This window comes from Pseudomonas sp. KU43P (genome assembly GCF_033095865.1).
Taxonomy (GTDB): domain Bacteria; phylum Pseudomonadota; class Gammaproteobacteria; order Pseudomonadales; family Pseudomonadaceae; genus Aquipseudomonas.
This window is the reverse complement of record NZ_AP019365.1, coordinates 5,555,960-5,576,264: the sequence shown is the minus strand read 5'-3', so window position 1 is coordinate 5,576,264 and position 20,305 is coordinate 5,555,960. Positions and strand designations below refer to the sequence as shown.

The 20,305-nt window shown below is 61.4% G+C and carries 13 protein-coding genes and 2 pseudogenes; 6 read left to right on the top strand and 9 right to left on the bottom strand.

Translation table 11 applies throughout. The features are described from left to right. Positions 1-23: 23 nt before the first annotated feature. From KU43P_RS25555 to rfbC, 5 genes are read right to left on the bottom strand one after another with little or no spacing between them, the layout of a single operon-like run. The gene (locus tag KU43P_RS25555; RefSeq protein WP_317660218.1) at positions 24-479 is read right to left on the bottom strand and encodes a YiiD C-terminal domain-containing protein; all 456 of its coding nucleotides are present in this window, start codon (positions 477-479) and stop codon (positions 24-26) included. Continuing rightward, on the bottom strand, positions 476-1,885 hold the full coding sequence (locus KU43P_RS25550) for a sigma-54-dependent transcriptional regulator (protein WP_317660216.1): 1,410 nt from the start codon (positions 1,883-1,885) through the stop codon (positions 476-478). The genes KU43P_RS25555 and KU43P_RS25550 overlap by 4 nt, the downstream gene beginning before the upstream one ends. Then, positions 1,882-3,696 carry an ATP-binding protein gene (locus KU43P_RS25545; RefSeq protein ID WP_317660215.1) on the bottom strand — a complete coding sequence of 605 codons (1,815 nt, stop codon included), beginning with the start codon at positions 3,694-3,696 and terminating at the stop codon, positions 1,882-1,884. The genes KU43P_RS25550 and KU43P_RS25545 overlap by 4 nt, the downstream gene beginning before the upstream one ends. 38 nt (positions 3,697-3,734) lie before the next feature. Further along, positions 3,735-4,595: a dTDP-4-dehydrorhamnose reductase gene (rfbD, locus tag KU43P_RS25540; protein WP_317660214.1), complete on the bottom strand. Its 861-nt coding sequence runs from the start codon at positions 4,593-4,595 to the stop codon at positions 3,735-3,737. Next, on the bottom strand, positions 4,592-5,137 hold the full coding sequence (rfbC, locus tag KU43P_RS25535; protein WP_317660213.1) for a dTDP-4-dehydrorhamnose 3,5-epimerase: 546 nt from the start codon (positions 5,135-5,137) through the stop codon (positions 4,592-4,594). Before rfbC ends, rfbD begins: the two co-directional genes overlap by 4 nt. Before the next feature lie 192 nt (positions 5,138-5,329). Between rfbC and KU43P_RS25530 the strand changes: the two genes are divergently transcribed. The 3 genes from KU43P_RS25530 to KU43P_RS25520 all read left to right on the top strand — a co-directional run bounded on the left by KU43P_RS25530 (position 5,330) and on the right by KU43P_RS25520 (position 9,857). Next, positions 5,330-8,230: an aminotransferase gene (locus tag KU43P_RS25530; RefSeq protein WP_317660212.1), complete on the top strand. Its 2,901-nt coding sequence runs from the start codon at positions 5,330-5,332 to the stop codon at positions 8,228-8,230. A gap of 139 nt (positions 8,231-8,369) precedes the next feature. Next, positions 8,370-9,476 (top strand): agmatine deiminase, encoded by a 1,107-nt coding sequence (gene aguA, locus KU43P_RS25525; protein WP_317660210.1) that lies wholly within the window; start codon positions 8,370-8,372, stop codon positions 9,474-9,476. Between the two features lie 183 nt (positions 9,477-9,659). Further along, the gene (locus KU43P_RS25520; protein ID WP_317660208.1) at positions 9,660-9,857 is read left to right on the top strand and encodes a hypothetical protein; all 198 of its coding nucleotides are present in this window, start codon (positions 9,660-9,662) and stop codon (positions 9,855-9,857) included. 1,301 nt (positions 9,858-11,158) lie between these two features. On the opposite strand, the gene KU43P_RS25515 is transcribed toward KU43P_RS25520, so the two are convergent. Then, the gene (locus KU43P_RS25515) at positions 11,159-13,261 is read right to left on the bottom strand and encodes a TonB-dependent receptor (protein ID WP_317660207.1); all 2,103 of its coding nucleotides are present in this window, start codon (positions 13,259-13,261) and stop codon (positions 11,159-11,161) included. Between the two features lie 469 nt (positions 13,262-13,730). On the opposite strand from KU43P_RS25515, the gene KU43P_RS25510 reads away from it, so the two are divergent. Beyond that, positions 13,731-15,020 carry an OprD family porin gene (locus KU43P_RS25510; RefSeq protein WP_317660206.1) on the top strand — a complete coding sequence of 430 codons (1,290 nt, stop codon included), beginning with the start codon at positions 13,731-13,733 and terminating at the stop codon, positions 15,018-15,020. A gap of 30 nt (positions 15,021-15,050) precedes the next feature. On the opposite strand, the gene KU43P_RS25505 is transcribed toward KU43P_RS25510, so the two are convergent. Both KU43P_RS25505 and KU43P_RS25500 read right to left on the bottom strand, forming a co-directional pair. Beyond that, entirely contained in the window at positions 15,051-16,718 is a 1,668-nt protein-coding gene (locus tag KU43P_RS25505) for an FMN-binding glutamate synthase family protein (RefSeq protein WP_317660205.1), read from the bottom strand. 210 nt (positions 16,719-16,928) lie between these two features. Continuing rightward, positions 16,929-17,249, bottom strand: a pseudogene (locus tag KU43P_RS25500) (winged helix-turn-helix domain-containing protein); the annotation flags it as partial. A gap of 400 nt (positions 17,250-17,649) precedes the next feature. Here KU43P_RS25500 and KU43P_RS25495 point away from each other — a divergent pair. Together KU43P_RS25495 and KU43P_RS25490 are read left to right on the top strand one after the other, a co-directional pair. Next, positions 17,650-17,979, top strand: a pseudogene (locus KU43P_RS25495) (radical SAM protein); the annotation flags it as partial. Positions 17,980-18,407: 428 nt separating this feature from the next. Further along, positions 18,408-19,742, top strand: a complete 1,335-nt coding sequence (locus KU43P_RS25490; RefSeq protein ID WP_317660204.1) for a hypothetical protein — start codon at positions 18,408-18,410, stop codon at positions 19,740-19,742. On the opposite strand, the gene KU43P_RS25485 is transcribed toward KU43P_RS25490, so the two are convergent. Then, on the bottom strand, positions 19,725-20,300 hold the full coding sequence (locus tag KU43P_RS25485; RefSeq protein ID WP_317660203.1) for a GNAT family N-acetyltransferase: 576 nt from the start codon (positions 20,298-20,300) through the stop codon (positions 19,725-19,727). The two genes, KU43P_RS25490 and KU43P_RS25485, sit on opposite strands and share 18 nt — an antisense overlap. Positions 20,301-20,305 lie beyond the last annotated feature (5 nt).

Sequence of the window (20,305 nt, the reverse complement as noted above, 5' to 3'; positions counted from 1 at the left end):
CCGGTAAAGCCAGCAGATAACCATCAGCGGTGCAAGACGTACTGGCCGCTGAACCTTACCGCCGGCTCATCGCTATCGACATTGCTCACCGTGGTCTCCAGCGTCAGCCGCGCGCGCCCACGGCGCTGATACATCGTCACGAAGCGCTCCCAGGTCTTTTCGTCCGGCGCCGCACAGCGTGCCACCGCCGCACCGGTCACCGGCAGCGGATAGCTGATCTGCCCCTCCTGGATGACGATATGCCCGTCATCGATACCCAGCTCGCGCAAGCGCAGGTGCAGCCAGCCCCAACCCACCAGCACCGCGGCGCAGTACAGGCTGCCGCCGAACATGGTGCTCTTGTGATTGACGTTGGCGGCCAGCGGCAGCTGCAGGCGCAGGGTATGGGCATGCCAATCGATGACCTCCATGCCCATTTCACGGGTCAGCGGAATGTCGCCGTGCAGAACGGACTGCAGGTATTGACTATCGGAACTCATGGGCGGTTTTCCTCGTGGTCGTCGGGCCCGCTGCTGCCACCTTCAAAATGCAGGCCGTGTTTGCGCAGCTTGTCGTGCAGGGTCTTGCGCGGCACGCCCAAGGCTTCGGCGAGGCTGCGCATGGAGCTGTGTGGTTGGGCCAGTTCGGCGGCAATCAGCGAGCGCTCGAAGCGCTCGACCTGTTCGCTCAGGTTGCCCAGCAGTATCGGCGCGGCTGGCGGCGCGGCAGCGGCCACCTCGCCGTCGAGGGCCAGCTCCAGGCCGAGGGCGAAGCGCTCGGCGGCGTTCTGCAACTCACGCACGTTGCCCGGCCAGCCATGGCGCAGCAGCATGGCGCGTTGCGCCGGTTGCAGGCTGTTCGGCGGCAGGCCGTGGCGCTGGCTGGCGGCATCGGCAAAATGCTGGAACAGCACCAGGATGTCGTCGCCCCGTTCACGTAGCGGCGGGATGCGCAGCGGAGCCACGTTCAGGCGGTAATAGAGGTCGGCGCGAAAACGCCCTTGGTCGGCGGATTGGCGCAGGTCTTCCTTGGTGGCGGCAATGATGCGGATGTCCAGCGGTATCAGCTGGTTGCCGCCCAGGCGCTCTACCACCCGCTCCTGCAGCAGGCGCAGCAGCTTCACCTGCACGTCCAGGCTCATGCTCTCGATCTCGTCGAGGAACAGCGTGCCGCCGTTGGCGAATTCGAACTTGCCGATGCGGCGCTTCTGCGCGCCGGTGAAGGCCCCAGGTTCATGGCCGAACAGCTCGCTCTCCACCACCGACTCGGCCAACGCACCGGCATTGATGGCAACGAATGGCCCATCGCGCCGGCTGGACAGGTCGTGCAGGGCGCGGGCCACCACCTCCTTGCCGGCCCCGGTTTCACCGAGGATCAGTACGTCGGCGCGGGTGCCGGCCAGGGCTCCGATCTGCTCGCGCAGGCGCTGCATGGAAGGCGAATGGCCGACCAGGCGGGTGGCGAGTTGTTGGCGGTCGCTCAGGGCCAGGCGCAGGCTGCGGTTGTCCAGCACCAGGCGGCGCAGGGCCAGGGCGCGGCGCACGCTGTCGAGCAAGGCATCGCTGGCGAAGGGCTTTTCCAGGAAGTCGTAGGCACCGGCGCGCATGGCCTGTACGGCCAGGGGCACATCGCCGTGGCCGGTAATCAGCAGCACTGGCAGTTCACTGTCGCGGCCATGCAGTTGTTCCAACAGCTGCAGGCCATCGATACCGGGCATGCGGATATCGCTGACAACCACGCCCGGCCAGTCAGGTTCCAGGCGCTCGGCAAGGCCTTGCGCGTCTGCCATCGCCACCACCTTGAGCCCGGCCAGGTCGAGTGTCTGGCTCAGGGCCTGGCGCAGGTGCGGGTCGTCGTCCACCAGCAGCACCTGGGCCTGGCTGTCGATCTGTGTCTCGGTCGTCATGCCGAGGGGTCCTCCGAGGGTTGCAGGTTGGCGCCGGGCGCGGCCACGCGTAGTTGCAGGGTCAGCAGGGCGCCACCTTCCGGGTGGTTGGCCAGCAGCAGTTCACCGCCCAGGGCGCGCATCAGGCTTTCGCAGATGGCCAAGCCCAGGCCCAGGCCCTGGGTGCGAGTCTTGGTGGTGAAGAACGGCTCCTTGGCATGCTCCAAGGCCTGACGGCTGAAGCCTGGGCCGTTGTCGCGGATGTACAGGTAGACGTAGCCATCAGCGGTTTCGGCACTCAGCCACAAGCGGCGCGGGTTGGCCTTTTCGGTCAGGGCGTCGAGGGCGTTGGCCAGCAGGTTGCCGAGCACCTGGCGCAGGCGTGTTTCGCCGGCCTGCACCCACAAGGTGGCGTCCGGCAGGTCGCGCACCAGCTCCACGGCCATCGCTCGGCGGCGCTTGGCCAGCAACGCCAGGGCATCGTCCAGTGCCGGCTGCAGTGCCACGCTTTCCGGGGCGTGGCGGTCGCGGCGGGCGAAGGCGCGCAGGTGGGCGATGATCGACGCCATGCGCCCGGTCAGCTCGCCGATCAGCTTGAGGTTGCCGCGTGCATCTTCGGTGCGCTGATGGTCGAGCAGGATCTCGGCGTTTTCCGCGTAGCTGCGGATTGCAGCCAGCGGTTGGTTGAGCTCGTGGCTGATGCTTGCCGACATGGTGCCGAGCACCGACAGCTTGCCGGCCTGCACCAGTTCGTCCTGGGCGCGTACCAGCTCCTGCTGAGCATTTTCGCGTTCCAGCACGGCGTTCTTCAGCCGGGTATTGAGGCCTTCGAGGTCGGCGGTGCGCTGCGCCACGCGGTCTTCCAGCTCCTGGCGGCCACGGGCCTCGAAATCGATGCGGTCGATGTAGTGGCGGCGCCGTTGCATCACCAGGCCGGCCAGCAGCATCAATACCAGCAGCGTACCCCCGCCAATCGCCATCACCGTTTGCACCGAACGGTCGACCAGCGCGCGAGGAGCGAGCAGGCTGACCTGCCAGCCGGTTTCCTTGATGTCACGGGTTTGCGCCAGCCAGGCGTCGGGGTTCAGCACCAGGGGTTGCGGCGCCTGGGTGGGGTAGGGCTGGATGGCGATGATGGCCTGGCGCTCGGCCTCGGTCAGCGCACGGGTGGCCCGAAAACGCCAGTCGGGCCGCGAGGTGAGGATGACCACGCCGTTGTGGTCGGTCAGCAGCAACTGCTCCGGGGTGCGGCCCCACAGGGTTTCGGTGTGGTCGAGGTCGACCTTGACCACCAGCACGCCGACGATCCGCTCGCGGTCGTGCACGGCCGCAGCGAAGAAGTAACCGCGCTTGGCCGAAGTGGTGCCCTGGCCGAAGAAGCGCCCCAGGTGCCCGTCCATGGCTTCGATGAAGTATGGGCGGAAGGCGAAGTTGCGGCCGACGAAGCTATCGCGCTTGTCCCAGTTGGAGGCCGCCAGGGTATTGCCGCTGACATCCATCAGGTACATGACCTCGGCACCGGTCTGCTGGACGATGTCCTTGAGCAGGCGGTTGGCGTTGGTGACCGCTTCGAGTTTGAACGGGTCGGCCAGCACCGAGCGCAGCGCCGGCAGTTCGCCGAGAATCTGCGGCAGGGTTTCATAGCGGTGCAGGGTGCCGAGCAGGTTGGCCACGTACAGGTCGAGGGTCTGGCGGTTCTGCGAGGCCAGTTCGTCCTGGTAATAGCGTTCGGCAAGGTGGTGCAGTGGCCACAGCAGCGGGGCCAGGCACAGCGCCAGCAAGGCCAGGCTGCGCCAGCGGGGGCGGCGTGGGGGCGTCGGTTTTGCAATCATTGCGTAAATGCGCCAGAAGAGTCTGGCGCAATTATGCGCTACTTGAGGCAGTCGATCAGCGCTTGCTGCCACTGCGGCAGGCGGATGTCCCATTCACGGGCCAGGCGTGTGCAGTCCAGGCGCGAGTTGAGCGGGCGACGTGCGGGGGTCGGGTAGTCGCTGGTGGGGATGGGCAGCAGCTCAGCGCACGGCAGGCCGCGAGCCTTGAGCTGCTCGGCGATGGCCTGGGCGAAGCCGAACCAGGAGGTTTCGCCCTGGGCGGTCAGGTGATAGGTGCCCCAGGCTCCAGGCTGACCGGCCTGCCAGCGCTCGATCAGGGCGCGGGTACTGGTGGCGATGCTCGCTGCCCAGGTGGGTGCACCAATCTGGTCGTCGACCACACGCAGTTGCGGTTTTTCCTGCAGCAGGCGCTGCATGGTCAGCAGGAAGTTGCGCCCGTACAGCGAATACACCCAGCTGGTGCGCAGAATCAGGTGTTCGCCGTCCACGGCGGCAATGGCCTGCTCACCCGCCAGTTTGCTGCGGCCATAGATGCTCAACGGGTTGGGCTTGTCGGCCTCGGTGTAGGGCGTAGCCTTGCAACCGTCAAAAACGTAGTCGGTAGAGTAGTGGATCAGCAGCGCGCCGAGGCGCAGCGCCTCTTCGGCCAGTACGCGGGGTGCGTCGGCATTGATCGCGTAGGCGGCATCTGCCTCGCTCTCGGCCTGGTCCACTGCGGTATACGCCGCAGCGTTGATGATCAGGTTCGGCGCCAGCCGACGCAGCGGGTCGCGCAATGCTTCGGGGCGGGCCAGGTTGAGTTGGTCGCGGCCCAGCAGGTGGATTTCGCCAAGCCCGGCCAGTTGAGTGGCCAGCGCTTGGGCGACTTGACCGTTGCGGCCACAGACGAGAATTTTCATGGGAACAGGTCCGCGTCTGCCAGCCAGTCACCTGCCTGGTCCTTGGCCGACAGCAAGGGTGGTGTTTCCAGGCCCCAGTCGATGGCCAGGTCCGGGTCATTCCAGCGGATGCAGCGTTCGGCAGCGGGGTTGTAGTAGTCGGTGGTCTTGTAGAGGAAGTCGGCCGATTCGCTCAGCACCAGGAAACCGTGGGCGAACCCCGGTGGAATCCAGAACTGGCGGTGGTCGTCGGCATTCAGGCGGGTGGCCACCCAGCGGCCGAATGTCGGCGAACTGCGGCGGATGTCCACGGCCACGTCGAGCACTTCTCCTTGCGTGACCCGCACCAGCTTCCCCTGAGGGTTGTCGATCTGGTAATGCAGGCCGCGCAGCACGCCGCGCTGCGAGCGGGAGTGGTTGTCCTGAACAAAGCGCGCCTCCACCCCGCTCGCCTTGGCGAACTCACGGGCGTTGAAGCTTTCGAGGAAGAACCCGCGGCTATCGCCGAAGACCTTCGGTTCGATGATCAGTAAGTCAGGTATTGCAGTGGCGATTATGTTCATGGCGTTTTTTTGACCAGTGTGCTCAGAATTCGACCGTACCGGTCATGTGCAGTTTTGCCGCCCTTGGCCTTTTGCAGCCTAGATTGTCGATGGGTCTACGCGTTGACGCATGATCATCATTTCATCTTTGCCACTTGTTTATCGGCCTTGGCGGTGGCGAGATAAGCGAAAAGTAAAAGAGGTTTCATCTTCATGCCCCTCAGCACCCTGATCCAGCGTTCCAGCCTGCCCAGCCCTTCGCTCAGCGAAGCCCAGGCCCATGCCTTGCTGCAGGCGCATTACGACCTTGCCGGCAGCCTGTGCGCGCTGGGCAGCCAGCAGGACCTGAACTTCCGGCTGGACACGGGGCAGCGCCGCTACGTGCTCAAGGTTTGCCACGGCAGTTACGCCCAGGTTGAGCTGGAGGCGCAGCATGCCGCATTGGCGTACCTGCGCGAGCAGGGCGTGCCGGTGCCGGCCGTGCGTCCGTCTCGCGACGGGCAGGCCCTGCTGGCGCTGGACATCGACGGGCAACCGTTGCGGGCACGTTTGCTCGATTATATCGAGGGGCAGCCGCTGACTCGACTCAAGCACATGCCGGTGCGGCTGATCGCCGAACTGGGCGCGCTGTGCGCCAGCGTCGACAAGGCGCTCGCCGGCTTCGACCATCCTGGCCTTGCGCGTACCCTGCAATGGGATCCACAGCACGCCCAGGCCCTGATCGAGCACCTGCTGCCCGTGCTGCAGGACCCGGCACAGCGTGCGCGTATCGAGCAGGCCACGCGCCAGGCCAGCGAACAACTGGCGCCACTGGTGGGCAAACTACCGACACAGGCCGTGCATCTGGATATCACCGACGACAATGCCGTGTGGGCCCGCGATGGCGAGCGCCAGTGGCAGTTGCAGGGTGTCATCGATTTCGGTGACCTGTTGCGCACCTGGCGTATCGCCGACCTGTCCGTGACCTGCGCGGCGTTGCTGCACCACGCCGAAGGCGATCCGCTGCGCATTCTGCCAGCGGTGCAAGCCTACCAGGCCGTCAACCCGCTGAGCGAGGCCGAGCTGCGCGCCCTGTGGCCGCTGGTGCTCAACCGCGCTGCGGTGCTGGTGCTGAGCAGTGAGCAGCAACTGGCCGTGGACCCAGGCAACCAGTACACGCGTGACAACATCGCCCACGAGTGGGAGATCTTCGACACCGCCACCGCCGTGCCGTTTGCCCTGATGCAAGCTGCCATCCTGCAGGCAGCCGGGGTCGCGCCGAGCAGCCCCGACCTGGCCGATTGCGCACCGTTGCTACCAGAACTGGCCGGGCAGGCGATCAACCGGCTCGACCTGGGTGTGCTCAGCCCCCACTGCGAAGCCGGTAACTGGGAGCAGGCCGGTTTCGACCAGCACCTGCTGACCGCACAACCTGCTCCGACGTGCACCCTGCATGGGCAGTATCGCCTGTCGCAAACCCATATCGACCGCGCCGACGAACCGGCCACCTGTGCCTTGGGCGTCGAACTGCATGTGCCCAACGGCTCTGCGGTACAGGCGCCGCAGGCAGGCACCTGGCAGCGCCATGGCGAAGGCCGTGGTTGTTTACATACGCCGCAGTTCGCCTTGTGGCTGAGCGGCCTGGAAGAGACGCCGGCAGACGGCCAGGCCGTGGCCAAGGGCCAGATGCTGGGCAACAGTTGTGGTTTCCTCAGTGTGCAGTTGTGCCTGGACGGCACACTGCAGCCGCCTTTTTTCGCCACTCCATCCCGGGCCGCTGCCTGGCTGGCACTATGCCCATCGCCAGCGGCGCTGCTGGGCTTCGATTGCGACGCCGAGCCGCTGCCCGATCCCCAGGCGCTGCTGGCCCGTCGCGACGCCAGCTTCGCCCGCTCGCAGAAGCACTACTATGCGCAGCCGCCACAGATCGAGCGCGGCTGGCGCAACTATTTGATCGACATGCAGGGCCGCTCCTACCTGGACATGCTCAACAACGTTGCCGTATTGGGCCACGGCCACCCGCGCATGGCGGCCGAGGCGGCGCGGCAATGGTCGCTGGTCAACACCAACTCACGCTTCCACTACGCGGCCATCGCCGAGTTCTCCGAACGCCTGCTGAAACTGGCGCCCGAGGGTTTCGACCGGGTGTTCCTGGTCAACAGCGGCACTGAAGCCAATGACCTGGCGATTCGCCTGGCCTGGGCCTACAGCGGCGGGCGCGACCTGATCAGCGTGCTGGAGGCCTACCATGGCTGGTCGGTGGCCACCGATGCCATCTCCACCTCGATCGCCGACAACCCGCAGGCCCTGGAAACCCGCCCGGACTGGGTGCACCCGGTCGAGGCACCGAATACCTTCCGTGGTCGTTATCGGGGCGCAGACAGTGCCGCCGACTACCTGCGCGATGTCGATGCCAAGCTTGCCGACCTCGATGCCCGTGGCCGCCAGCTGGCCGGGATGATCTGCGAACCGGTGTACGGCAATGCCGGTGGTATCTCGTTGCCGGCAGGCTACCTGCAACAGGCCTACGCCAAAGTGCGTGCACGCGGTGGTGTGTGCATCGCCGACGAAGTGCAGGTGGGTTACGGCCGCCTGGGCGAGTATTTCTGGGGCTTCGAAGAGCAGGGCGTGGTGCCCGACATCATCACCATGGCCAAGGGCATGGGCAACGGCCAGCCACTGGGCGTTGTCATCACCCGCCGCGAGATCGCCGAGGCGCTGGAGGCGGAGGGCTACTTCTTCTCCTCGGCAGGCGGTAGCCCAGTGAGTTGCCGTATCGGCATGGCGGTGCTGGATGTGATGGACGAAGAAGGCTTGTGGGAGAACACCCGCGACACCGGCCGCTACTTCAAGGCGCGTTTGCAGGCGTTGGTCGATAAACATCCGCTTGCCGGTGCCGCACATGGTTCGGGCTTCTACCTGGGCCTGGAGCTGGTGCGCGACCGCCAGACCCTGGAGCCGGCCACCGAAGAAACCATGGTGCTGTGCAACCGCCTGCGTGACCTTGGCATTTTCATGCAGCCGACCGGGGATTACCTGAACATCCTCAAGATCAAGCCGCCAATGTGCACCACGCAGGCCAGCGTGGACTACTTTGTCGATAGCATCGACCGCATCCTGTCCGAAGGACTGTAATCACGGTGAAACCGCGGTTGTCGATTGTTATCGACAAACGCGGTTTTTTTATTCCTTAACGGTTGGTTGGTGAGCTTTAATTATCGATATATATCGGGTATAAAATCGCCATGCCTTCCCTTCTTCCCTGAGGTTACCGATGAAAACCCTGAACTCCACGCCTCGCGCCGACGGCTTCCACATGCCCGCCGAATGGGCGCCGCAAAGCCAGGTCTGGATGGTCTGGCCCGAGCGTTCGGACAACTGGCGCCTGGGTGGCAAGCCTGCCCAGGCTGCCCACGTGACCCTGGCCAAGGCCATTGCCCGCTTCGAGCCGGTAACCGTCGCCGTTTCCGCCGGCCAGTATGAAAACGCCCGTCGCCAGCTCGACCTGCCGAACATCCGCGTGGTGGAAATCAGCAACGACGACGCCTGGGTGCGCGACACCGGCCCGACCTTCGTGATCAACGACGCAGGCGAAGTGCGCGGCGTGGACTGGGGTTTCAATGCCTGGGGCGGTTTCGATGGCGGCCTCTACGCACCGTGGAACCGCGACGAGGAACTGGCGGCCAAGGTGATGGAAATGGAGCGCTGCCAGCGCTACCACACCGAGGGCTTCGTGCTTGAAGGCGGCTCGATCCACGTTGACGGCGAAGGCACCCTGATCACCACCGAAGAATGCCTGCTCAACCGCAACCGCAACCCGCACCTGAACCGCGAGCAGATCGAAGAGATCCTGCGCGAGCACCTGGCGGTGGAAACCATCGTCTGGCTGCCGGACGGCCTGTACAACGACGAGACCGATGGCCACGTCGACAACTTCTGCTGTTACGTCAGCCCAGGCGAAGTGTTACTGGCCTGGACCGATGATTCCAACGACCCCAACTACGCACGCTGCCACGCGGCTTATGACGTGCTGAAAAACAGCCGCGACGCCAAAGGCCGCGAGTTCGTGGTGCACAAGATGCCAATTCCAGGCCCGCTGTTCGCTACCGAAGAAGAGTGCGCCGGCGTCGACCACGTTGCCGGAAGCCAGGAGCGCGACCCGTCGGTGCGCCTGGCCGGCTCCTACGTGAACTTCCTGATCGTCAACGGCGGCATCATCGCGCCGAGCTTCAACGACCCGGCAGATGCCCAGGCCAGAGCGATCCTGGCCAAGGTCTTCCCGGACCACGAAGTGGTGATGATTCCTGGCCGCGAGCTGTTGCTGGGCGGTGGCAACATCCACTGCCTGACCCAGCAGCAACCGGCGCCGTTCAAGCGCTGAGACTGCGTCGAATGAAAAGGCCCGTCAGATGACGGGCCTTTTTTTTGGCGGGCGATATGCGGCACTGCAAATGGCATATGTTTTGTATTGATTTCATGGAGTTACTGAAGCACGTCGGATCTCCGTCTTGTAACAATCACTACGTAAATTAGCCGCTCACGGGCCCAGGGAGTACGTGTAGACATGAATGCAGCAAGTGAGACGGCTTTGCGCCCATCGTCAGTGAATCGCCAATCGCTCAGAATGCTGGCGCAGTGGCTGAAGCACCATGGAAGCAAAAGGGTCAGGACGACCGACCCACGACGTCTGCTTGACGGCCGCTATCCGCAGGGGCTGATCAGCGATGCGGAGCTGGAAGCACTGCTGGGTGTGTGGCACTGAAATCAGGGCAGGAGCCCGCCCCAATGCAAGACGCCACCGTGAATGCGGTGGCGTTTTTGTTTGTGCAATGCCTGTAGCGGCCCTATCGCCGGCAAGCCGGCTCCCACTGGAGCAGCGCAAGGCTTGAAACCTGTGGGAGCCGGCTTGCCGGCGATAGGGCCAGCGCAGACAACATCAGAAGCTGTAAGTCCCCGTCACCACCAGGCTACGCGGATCTCCTGGCTGAATCTGTGCCGCACTGGTCGCCGAGTTGTAATAGGTCTCCCACAGGAACAGCGCAAGGCTTGAAATCTGTGGGAGCCGGCTTGCCGGCGATAGGGCCAGCGCAGACAACATCAGAAGCTGTAAGTCCCCGTCACCACCAGGCTACGCGGATCCCCTGGCTGAATCTGTGCCGCACTGGTCGCCGAGCTGTAATAGGTCTCCCACAGGAACAGCGCAAGGCTTGAAACCTGTGGGAGCCGGCTTGCCGGCGATAGGGCCAGCGCAGACAACATCAGAAGCTGTAAGCCCCCGTCACCACCAGGCTACGCGGATCCCCTGGCTGAATCTGTGCCGCACTGGTCGCCGAGTTGTAATAGGTCTCCCACAGGAACAGCGCAAGGCTTGAAACCTGTGGGAGCCGGCTTGCCGGCGATAGGGCCAGCGCAGACAACATCAGAAGCTGTAAGTCCCCGTCACCACCAGGCTACGCGGATCCCCTGGCTGAATCTGTGCCGCACTGGTCGCCGAGTTGTAATAGGTCTCCCACAGGAACAGCGCAAGGCTTGAAATCTGTGGGAGCCGGCTTGCCGGCGATAGGGCCAGCGCAGACAACATCAGAAGCTGTAAGTCCCCGTCACCACCAGGCTACGCGGATCCCCTGGCTGAATCTGTGCCGCACTGGTCGCCGAGCTGTAATAGGTCTCCCACAGGAACAGCGCAAGGCTTGAAATCTGTGGGAGCCGGCTTGCCGGCGATAGGGCCAGCGCAGACAACATCAGAAGCTGTAAGTCCCCGTCACCACCAGGCTACGCGGATCCCCTGGCTGAATCTGTGCCGCACTGGTCGCCGAGCTGTAATAGGTCTCCCACAGGAACAGCGCAAGGCTTGAAACCTGTGGGAGCCGGCTTGCCGGCGATAGGGCCAGCGCAGACAACATCAGAAGCTGTAAGTCCCCGTCACCACCAGGCTACGCGGATCCCCTGGCTGAATCTGTGCCGCACTGGTCGCCGAGCTGTAATAGGTCTCCCACAGGAACAGCGCAAGGCTTGAAACCTGTGGGAGCCGGCTTGCCGGCGATAGGGCCAGCGCAGACAACATCAGAAGCTGTAAGTCCCCGTCACCACCAGGCTCCGCGGATCCCCTGGCTGAATCTGTGCCGCACTGGTCGCCGAGCTGTAATAGGTCTTGTCGGCAATATTGCTCAGCGCCGCCCGCACATCCCATTCCCGGGTACGGAAGCCAGCCAGCGCATCCCAACGCCCATAACCCGGCAACACCGTGGTGTTCTGGTTGTCGGCATAACGCTCGCCCACCATCGTCAACCCGGTTTCCGCATACCAGCCCAGCTCCGGTTTCCAGGTCACGAACAGGCTGCCGTTGCGCTTGGCCACGTCGTTGATGCGGTTGCCTTCCAGGCCGTTGTTGTCCTTTACGATGGTAGCGTCCTGCAGGCCGATACCGCCGCGCACGTACCAGTTGCCGACGATGTTGCCGGTGGCGGTCAGCTCCACGCCGCGGGAGCGCTGCAGGCCGCTCATCAAGGTGATTTCCGGGTTGTTCGGGTCACGTGTGCGGCGGTTGTACAGCTCCAGCTCATAGATGGCCAGGGTGGTGGTCAGGCGCTCGTCGAGCCAGTCGCTTTTCATCCCGATTTCTTTCTGCCGGGTCAGCTCTGGGCTTGTGTCATTGGTGTTGCCGGGCGCGCCCGGGGTGATGCCGATCAGGCCGCCGCCGACCGGCGAGAAGGTCTTGCTCCACGAAGCGTAGAACGAATGGTCGCGCCACGGCGTGTAGACCACGCCCAGGCGCGGGCTGGTGGTGTTGCTGTCCTGCTTTTCGGAGAGGTCGCGCACCTTGTTGGTGGTTTCCACTTCGAACTGGTCGAAGCGCACTCCAGCCAGGATCTGCCACTGATCGTTCAGGCGGATCTGGTCCTGCAGGTACAGGCCACGGCTGTCGACCACGGTGTGGTTGTTGCTCGATACCACCATCCTGCCGTTGTGCTGCAGGTCGCGGTTCGGGTTGTTCAGGTCCAGGCCGGGCACCGGCTTGCCGCCGGCCGAAACCGGCGCAGCGGTGTACAGCGTCGGGTCGCGGCGCTGGTGGCCGAACTCCAGGCCTACCAGCAGCGTGTGTTCCACGCCCCAGGTGGCGAAATCGCCTTCGGCCTCGAGGTTGTTGAACAGGTTGCGGGTGGTCAGGTCCTGTTGCCAGCGCTGGCGGGTGACCGTGTTGTTGCTGGCGTTGTAGCCGGTCGCGTAGGTGTTGTCGAAGTCGCTGTCGAGCTGGAACAGGCCGAGGGTGTGGCGCAGTTGCCAGGTGTCGTTGAGCTGGTAGTTGAGGCGCGAGCGCAACGACTGCGCGCGATCGTCGATGTAGTCGCGCTGGGTATCGCCGTAGGTGGTGCTACCGCTCACATCCGCCGGGCGCCCATTGACCCCGGGGATGCCACGGTCCGGGGTACGGTTGTAGCGGCTGTATTCGTACTGCACCAGCCAGTTCAGGTCAGGCGAGATCTGCCAGCTCATCGACGGCGCGAACAGCTGGCGGCTGCCGTCGACGCCATCGCGGAAGCTGTTGTTGTCCTGGTTGCCCAGGTTCAGGCGCAGGCTCACGGTATCGCTGGGGTCGGCGCTGAGGTCGGCGTACAGGCTGCGCAGGTCTTCGCTGCCGCCCTGGGCCTCGATGGAGGAGCGGCGGCCATGCTCTGGCGCCTTGCTCACCCGGTTGACGATGCCGCCCTGGCTGCCACGGCCGTACAACACCGCTGCCGGCCCCTTGAGCACTTCGACCCGTTCGATGTTGTGCAGGTCGCGAATGTACTGGCTGTCGTCGCGGATGCCGTCCAGGTAAAAATCGTTGCTCGCCTCGAAACCACGAATACGCACGCTGTCGAAGCGCGTGTCCGCGCCGCTGCTGACGTTGGGGATGCCTTCGAGCGCCTTGCCCAGCGTGTTGCTGCCGTAGTCCAGCACGTTGGCGGCCTTCACCGTGTCGATGGCCTGGGGTACGTAGCGCACCGGCGTAGAGGTGCGGGTGGCGGTGCTGACCTCCTTGACCCGGGGGTTGTCTTCTTCGCGCTCGCTGTCGGCGGTAACCGACAGCTCCGGCAGGGTCGTGGTGGCGGCGCTGGCCAGGCTGGCGCTGAACAGCAGCGAGAGGCCGAGCGTCAGGGGTGAAATACGGCAAGGGGCAAGCATGGAGGCATCCAAACCTGAGGCAGGTAAAAAGGGATGCGAATGGTAATGCTTGTTATTTACTGCCGCTTGCCTATTCGTAAAGACTTGTCTTTACGTTTGTATCACTTTGTTACTAGCACCTTGGTGTGAGCGCAGCATGGTAAATCGTGATTAGGATCAAATTGATATTTCTGACAAAAGATAAATTACCCACCGACCGCGTGAACCTGCATGGAAATGCACTGTTCCTCTGGGAGATTTTGGTTATATCGACCTGCATTTCACGACTTTTTGACATTTGTAATCGCACACGGCTAGGATTCGGCCAACGCCTGCTGGCCATGACATGGCCATGCTGCTGCACAAGGCCCGCCACATAAGCTTCGGCGGGCTTTTCAGTTTGGATCCGCAAAGCGTCGAACCTACGAAGGGGCGTTGGTTCCTGGCGTCATATTGCAGAGCGTTTTTGATTAGGAATAAGGAAAACAACATGTTGAAAACCAGGATCAGCCTGGTCGCCCTGGCGATGATCGCCGCGACCCAGGCCCAGGCCAACGAGCAGGCCGACAGCAAGGGCTTTATCGAGGACAGCCACGCAAACGTTCTCCTGCGTAACGCTTACATGAACCGCGACAAGAAGCACGGCACGAAAGACCAGAGCGAATGGGGCCAGGCATTCATCGGCAACTTCTCCTCCGGTTTCACCCAAGGCACCGTAGGTGTGGGCGTTGACGCCTTTGGCCTGTACGCCATGCGCCTCGACGGCGGCAAAGGCCGCAACGGCGCTGCCGGTATCGACTTCTTCAAAGCCAGCGACAGCGACCCTAAGAACTCGCCGCACAACCTGGCCCGTGGTGGCGCAGCCATCAAGTTCCGCGTCTCCAACACTGTGCTCAAGTACGGTGACATGATGCCTGCCCTGCCGGTGCTGCAGTACGACGACAGCCGTCTGCTGCCTGAGAGCTACACCGGCACCTTCATCACCTCCAAGGAGATCGAGGGCCTGGAGCTCAATGCCGGTCACTTCACCCAGGAAGCGCGCAAGAGCGCCGAGGGCCGTGACAGCGGCCACCTGAAGTCGATCGATGTGTTCGGCGGCAGCTACAAGTTCACCGACAACTTCACTGCCTCTGCCTACACGTCCAATATCGAAGACGTGATGAAGAAGCACTACCTGGGCCTGAACTACGTCTTCCCGATCGCGGCAGACCAGTCCCTGACCCTGGACTTCAACGGTTACAAGTCGGACATCAACAGCAAGTACGTGCAGAAGGCCGACCTGACCGGTGACGACAACACCATCTGGAGCCTTGCGGCCACCTACGCGTTCGGCCCGCACTCGGTGACAGTGGCGCACCAGCGCAGCACCGGTAGCACTGGCTACAACTACGGTTGGTATCAGGACCGCGGCGGCGTCGGTGATGGTGGTTCGACCATTTACCTGGCCAACTCGTACTGGTCTGACTTCAACGCCGAGGACGAGCGTTCCTGGCAGCTCGCCTACGGCCTGGACTTCGGCGCCTTCGGCATTCCTGGCCTGACCTACAAGATCGCTTACGTGCGTGGTGACAACATCAACACCCACGGCTTCGGCGAAGGCAAAGAGCGCGAGATCTTCAACCAGCTGCGCTACGTGGTTCAAGACGGCCCTGCCAAGGACCTGTCGGTCAAACTGCGTGGCTCCTGGCTGCGTACGTCGGAAAGCGTTCGTCAGAACGGCTACTTCGACGACGGCAACGAAGTTCGCGTATTCGTCGAGTACCCAATCAGCATCTTCTGATACTGATTGGTTGTACCGAACAGCCCCGGCCTATGCCGGGGCTGTTTCTTTTCTGCGTGCTGGCGTCGCTGGCACCACAGCCATGTCCCCCGTCTCCGGCGCAAAGCTGTCACTGCGCGCCATCCGCCACATCCGCGCATAGAACTCGCTTTCAATCGAGCCACTGAGCAATTCGCCCGGCTTGAGGAATTGGTGCAGGTCCGAAAACAGGCTGATCTCGCTGGTGCTGATGCGCCGCGCCAGGTGCTTGGGCTTGAGCTCCGACGGGTGCTCCAGGCCAGCGGCCGCGAGCATCTCGGCCAAGGCGTGCAAGGTATTGCGGTGGAAGCTGGCGACCCGCTGTGCCTTGTCCGGCACCACCAGTGCGCGCTGGCGCAACGGGTTTTGGGTGGCCACGCCGGTCGGGCACTTGTTGGTGTGGCAGCTCTGCGACTGGATGCAGCCGATGGCGAACATGAAGCCCCGCGCCGAGTTGACCCAGTCGGCACCGATGGCCAGCACGCTGGCGATATCGAAGGCACTGACGATCTTGCCCGCTGCCCCGATACGGATGCTCGAACGCAAGTTCAAGCCCACCAGGGTGTTGTGCACGAACATCAGGCCTTCACGCATGGGTACGCCCATGTTGTCGCTGAATTCGCGCGGCGCCGCGCCGGTGCCGCCTTCCTTGCCATCGACGACGATGAAGTCGGGGGTGATGCCGGTCACCAGCATGGCTTTGGCAATGCCCATGAATTCCCACGGGTGGCCCAGGCAGAACTTGAAACCCACCGGTTTGCCGCCCGAAAGCTCTCGCAGGCCGGCGACGAAATTCAGCAACTCGATGGGCGTGCGGAACGCGCTGTGCGCGGCTGGCGAGATGCAATCCTCGCCCTCACGCACACCACGGGTGGCCGCGATTTCCGCACTCACCTTGTGCCCCGGCAGAATGCCGCCATGGCCCGGCTTGGCGCCCTGGCTGAGCTTGATCTCGATCATCTTCACCTGCGGGTCGCTGGCCTGGGCGGCGAAGCGCTTCGGGTCGAAGTGCCCGTCTTCGGTACGGCAGCCAAAATAGCCGCTGCCGATCTCCCAGATCAGGTCGCCGCCGTGCTCACGGTGGTAGGGGCTGATGCTGCCTTCGCCGGTGTCGTGGGCGAAACGGCCCAGGCGCGCGCCCTGGTTGAGTGCGGCGATGGCATTGGCGCTGAGGGCGCCGAAACTCATTGCCGAGATGTTGAAGATCGACGCCGAGTAAGGCCGGCGGCACTGCGGCCCACCGATGGAGATACGGAAGGAGGCTGGGTCCGGCGTTGCCACCGGCAGCATCGAATGGCTGATGAATTCGAAGCCAGGCTTGTAGGCATCGTTGAGCGTACCGAAGGCCTTCTCGGCGCTTTCATTCTTGGCACGGGCGTATACCAGCGAGCGCTGCGAACGCGAGAACGGCAGCTTGTCGTCGTCGCCCTCGATCAGGTACTGGCGGATTTCCGGGCGAATGGTTTCGATCAGGTAACGGATGTTGCCCAGGATCGGATAGTTGCGCCGCACAGCGTGGTGGCTCTGGCGCAGGTCATTGAGGCCGACCAGGCTGAGCAGGGCGGTGACCACCGTCAGCGGCCACAACCAGGCATGCTGGGTGAGCAGCGGCAGACTGGCGAAGGTGAAGAGCAGGCAGGCGGCAAGGCAGGCGTAGCGGCTGGGTAGAGAGTGTTTCATGGGTCCATCGCAAAACAGGATGACCGGGCCAAGGATAGGCAAACTGGCCGGTGGGAAAACCTGGCGAATCGGTAAAACACTCTTACGGTTTGCGGTGTTGCTGCTGGCCTCATCGCCGGCAAGTCGGCTCCCACAAGTAACGCGCAAGTCTTGAAGCCAGTGGTGTCCCTGTGGGAGCCGGCTTGCCGGCGAGTGGGCTGCAAAGCAGCCCTATCCGACCTCGGCGCGGGCGATGCTCAGCAGGTAGCCTTCGTTGCGCAGGGTGAGTATCTGCACGTCTGCGCCGGGTGCACGGCGCAGTTGCTGGCGCAGGCGGCTGATGCACATGTCCACCGAACGGTCGTCAGGGAGGTGTTCGCGGCCGAACGCGCTGCGCGTCAACCGATCGCGTGATAGCACACGGTTGCTGGCCGCCAGCAGTTCGCACAGCACTTGGTAGTCGGAGCGGGGCAGGGTCAGCGATACGCCATCGGGACGGGTGAGTTGGCGGGTGGCATGTTCCAGCGTGAAGCCGGCAAAGCGCTGTACGTCGGCAGGAGCATCCGGGCATTCGGGTTTAATGTGGTCGTCATCGACAACGACCGGCAAGGTCGTGCTCATCGGGTAAAACACCGGCAGGGAGGTCGTGGAGGATATGCCGGCTATCGTAACAAAAACCATCTGCAAATACGAAGTATTCACAAATGAGTATTCGGGGTTTGCCAGCCGTCCTACCCGTTTCACCCTGCAGATGCTCACCCAGGCTGCCCCAGTCCTCTCCAAGCAAACTCTACCGGTTGCATGGTCCGGTCCGCGCTATTGCCGCAAGCCCGCCAGCTCCCACAGTTACAGCGCTGGATTGAAGGCCTGTGGATATCCCTGTGGGAGCCGGCTTGCCGGCGATGAGGCCAGCCCAGGCAACACAGCTCTCCCTCCCTGCCCAGAAGCGCCCATGCCAACCCCCAACCCCAAATCCCAAGCCAGCGCCCTGCGCATCGGCGGCCTACAACCCCTGACCACCCTCGACTACCCCGACCACCTCGCCTGCGCAGTGTTCTGCCAGGGTTGCGCCTGGCACTGCCGCTATTGCCACAACCCCGAGCTGACCCTCCGCCGCACCGAGCCCGGCGTGCCCTGGCACGACGTGACCGACCTGCTCGATCGCCGCCAGGAACTGTTGCAGGCGGTGGTGTTCAGCGGCGGCGAAGCCACGCTGCAACCCGCGCTCCCTGCTGCCATGCGAGCGGTCCGCGAGCGCGGTTTCAAACAAAAAAGGCACACCTTTCGGTGAGCCTTTTTTGATACTGCCTATGGTGCGGCACCAGACGAACGGTTTCTAGCTGTGAGGGTAGGGGATTCGCGGGGTTGGAATTTGGTGGATTTTTTGGCGTACCTCATAGGGTAGCTATAAATAAATCAGCTAGTTATGGCGTTTGGTGGAATCGAATTGGGGTGTCAGCAGCCATTGTAGGCGTTGGTTTGTAGCACAAGGCATCTTTAGAAGTATCTTTATGGCCTACCACAGCCCTGAGAAAAGGCTTTAGGCAAGTTGTGTGTCAAGCATAAATAATGTTTTGCCGTTTACAAGTTTATGTGATCCTGCATATTAAGCGCTTTTACCCTATTTTTGGGGGTGCGCAGTTATTGACAGATTCAACAAAAAAAGGTGAAATGCCCCTACGATTGTGCGGAAATCCAAGGACGCGTTCGATGCGCCATTCTTTTTCAGGGATAATTGTCAGGTACTTATCTGATGAAGAGGAGCCCGTAAAGCACGGATCTCCTAAGTTACCGATAAAGGCCATCCCTCAGGAAGACAACCAACCCCACTCGAATACCGAAACCGTTCTAGACGATCAAGTCAGTGTCAGAGAGGTTTGGCTAGCGAGTACTAAGGCGCGGAAGACGAGGTTGATAGAACAACGTAAAAAATCAGGTGATCTCTGGGAAAGAGAACTTGAGGATGAACTCCATGTGAATTTGTGGGAAACAGGTCGTGATAGACTGTCTCCCTTCATGGATATTGGGCTTATGATCGGTAAGCGTGATGCTTATTCTGCGGTCGTGGTTGATTTTCCATGGAAAGTTGAACTGAAAGATGTAAGTGATCTTGGTTCGAGATTAAATGGCGAAAAGAGCGTTGCCGCGATTTTTAATGAGGTCGTTCACTATGACGGATTTGGTGAAGGCAACTACGCTAATATTAGTTTTAGAAAAGATGGGCAAGATGTTAAACCTTTCTCTTTGGTTCGCCTGAATACTCAGCTTTTTAAAGTTGAGCCTATTTTTCTGAGCGACGAAAACGTATGTACCCGGTTGACAATCACCTTACCTAGTCGTCCAGCTATTACGAATATAAAAGATCGCCGCGAGTCTGCCTACATTCGCTTTCGTATTCGAAATGTTCCACCTAGCGTATACAGTGTAGATTTTATCCAGAAGGATCGGGCGTTAATCAGTTCCAACACGGAAACTCGGATTATTGATTTTAGAATTAATGTGCGTCGCGGGGTGCCAGAAGAACTTCTGAGCGGCAACGACCGGTTGAAGTTTCCGAAATTTCAGAGAATTCATTGTTTTCTGACAACGATTCGAGATGAAGTATGCGTTTCTGATACGAAGGATTATAAGGGCTATCGTTCCCTCATGGACGAAGAGGTTTGGAACGAGTACATTCGCCTTGACAGCAGCGTGGGTATTTCTGAAGAGACTAGTGTTAGAAATTACTTGGGTTACCAATGGACCGCAAGCAAAGAAGGAGACTCCGTCAAGGATCTAATTGTCCTTGGCCGTTTTTCAAAGGTGCGATCTGACTACCTTTCGATAGCCCGCTTTGTCACACTTGTTGTTATTTTCGGAGCGTCGGGAAGTGCATTATGGGATATTAGCACGACTTGTATCGCTAAAGAGATACCTGACGGTTGCGGGCGGAAGGTGGCTTGGTTATCAATGTACTTGGCATTCGGATTTTTATTGATAGGTGCCCGGCCACTACTCGGACATTTGAAGAAAAAAGCCCTCAAACATTTAGGTCAGAAAAATTAGCTTTTGAGAGCAATTCGAGTTCTTTTTAAATACGGGCTCAGCTTCGATCAGTCCATTAAAGCTGAGCTCGTCTTTCATAGGGCGGTAATAATCATGATACTTTTTGGCTAATTCGAAACCATAGTATTTGAATAGCCTGCTAAAAACAGGTTTTTGCTCTTCTGCAATTGATAGCAAAGGCATGCTTGTGTTGAGTGTTTGGAATGAGCGCTCAAATAATTTCAATCCAACTCCAGTATTTTGAAATCTCGGCAGAACTCGTAAGCAGCACAATTTTTGCTCGAGACCATCATTCTTGACTATAGCTAATCCAGATAAACAACCTCGGCTATGCTCAAGAAGGATTGTTCGCTCGCCTGAAAGTAATCCAGGTATGACCTTATGGTCTAACCAAGTGTTAAAACTTGGATAGTAGCCTGAAAGATCGTGAAGATGACTAATGATAACGGGCAATACATGGTCGTACGCCCAAGGATTGGCGATCAAAAATTTCTGATCAACAGCTCTCAACGAGCTGGTGACCCAGTCTATATCCACCTCTCGCGACAAATTCATCATTAATA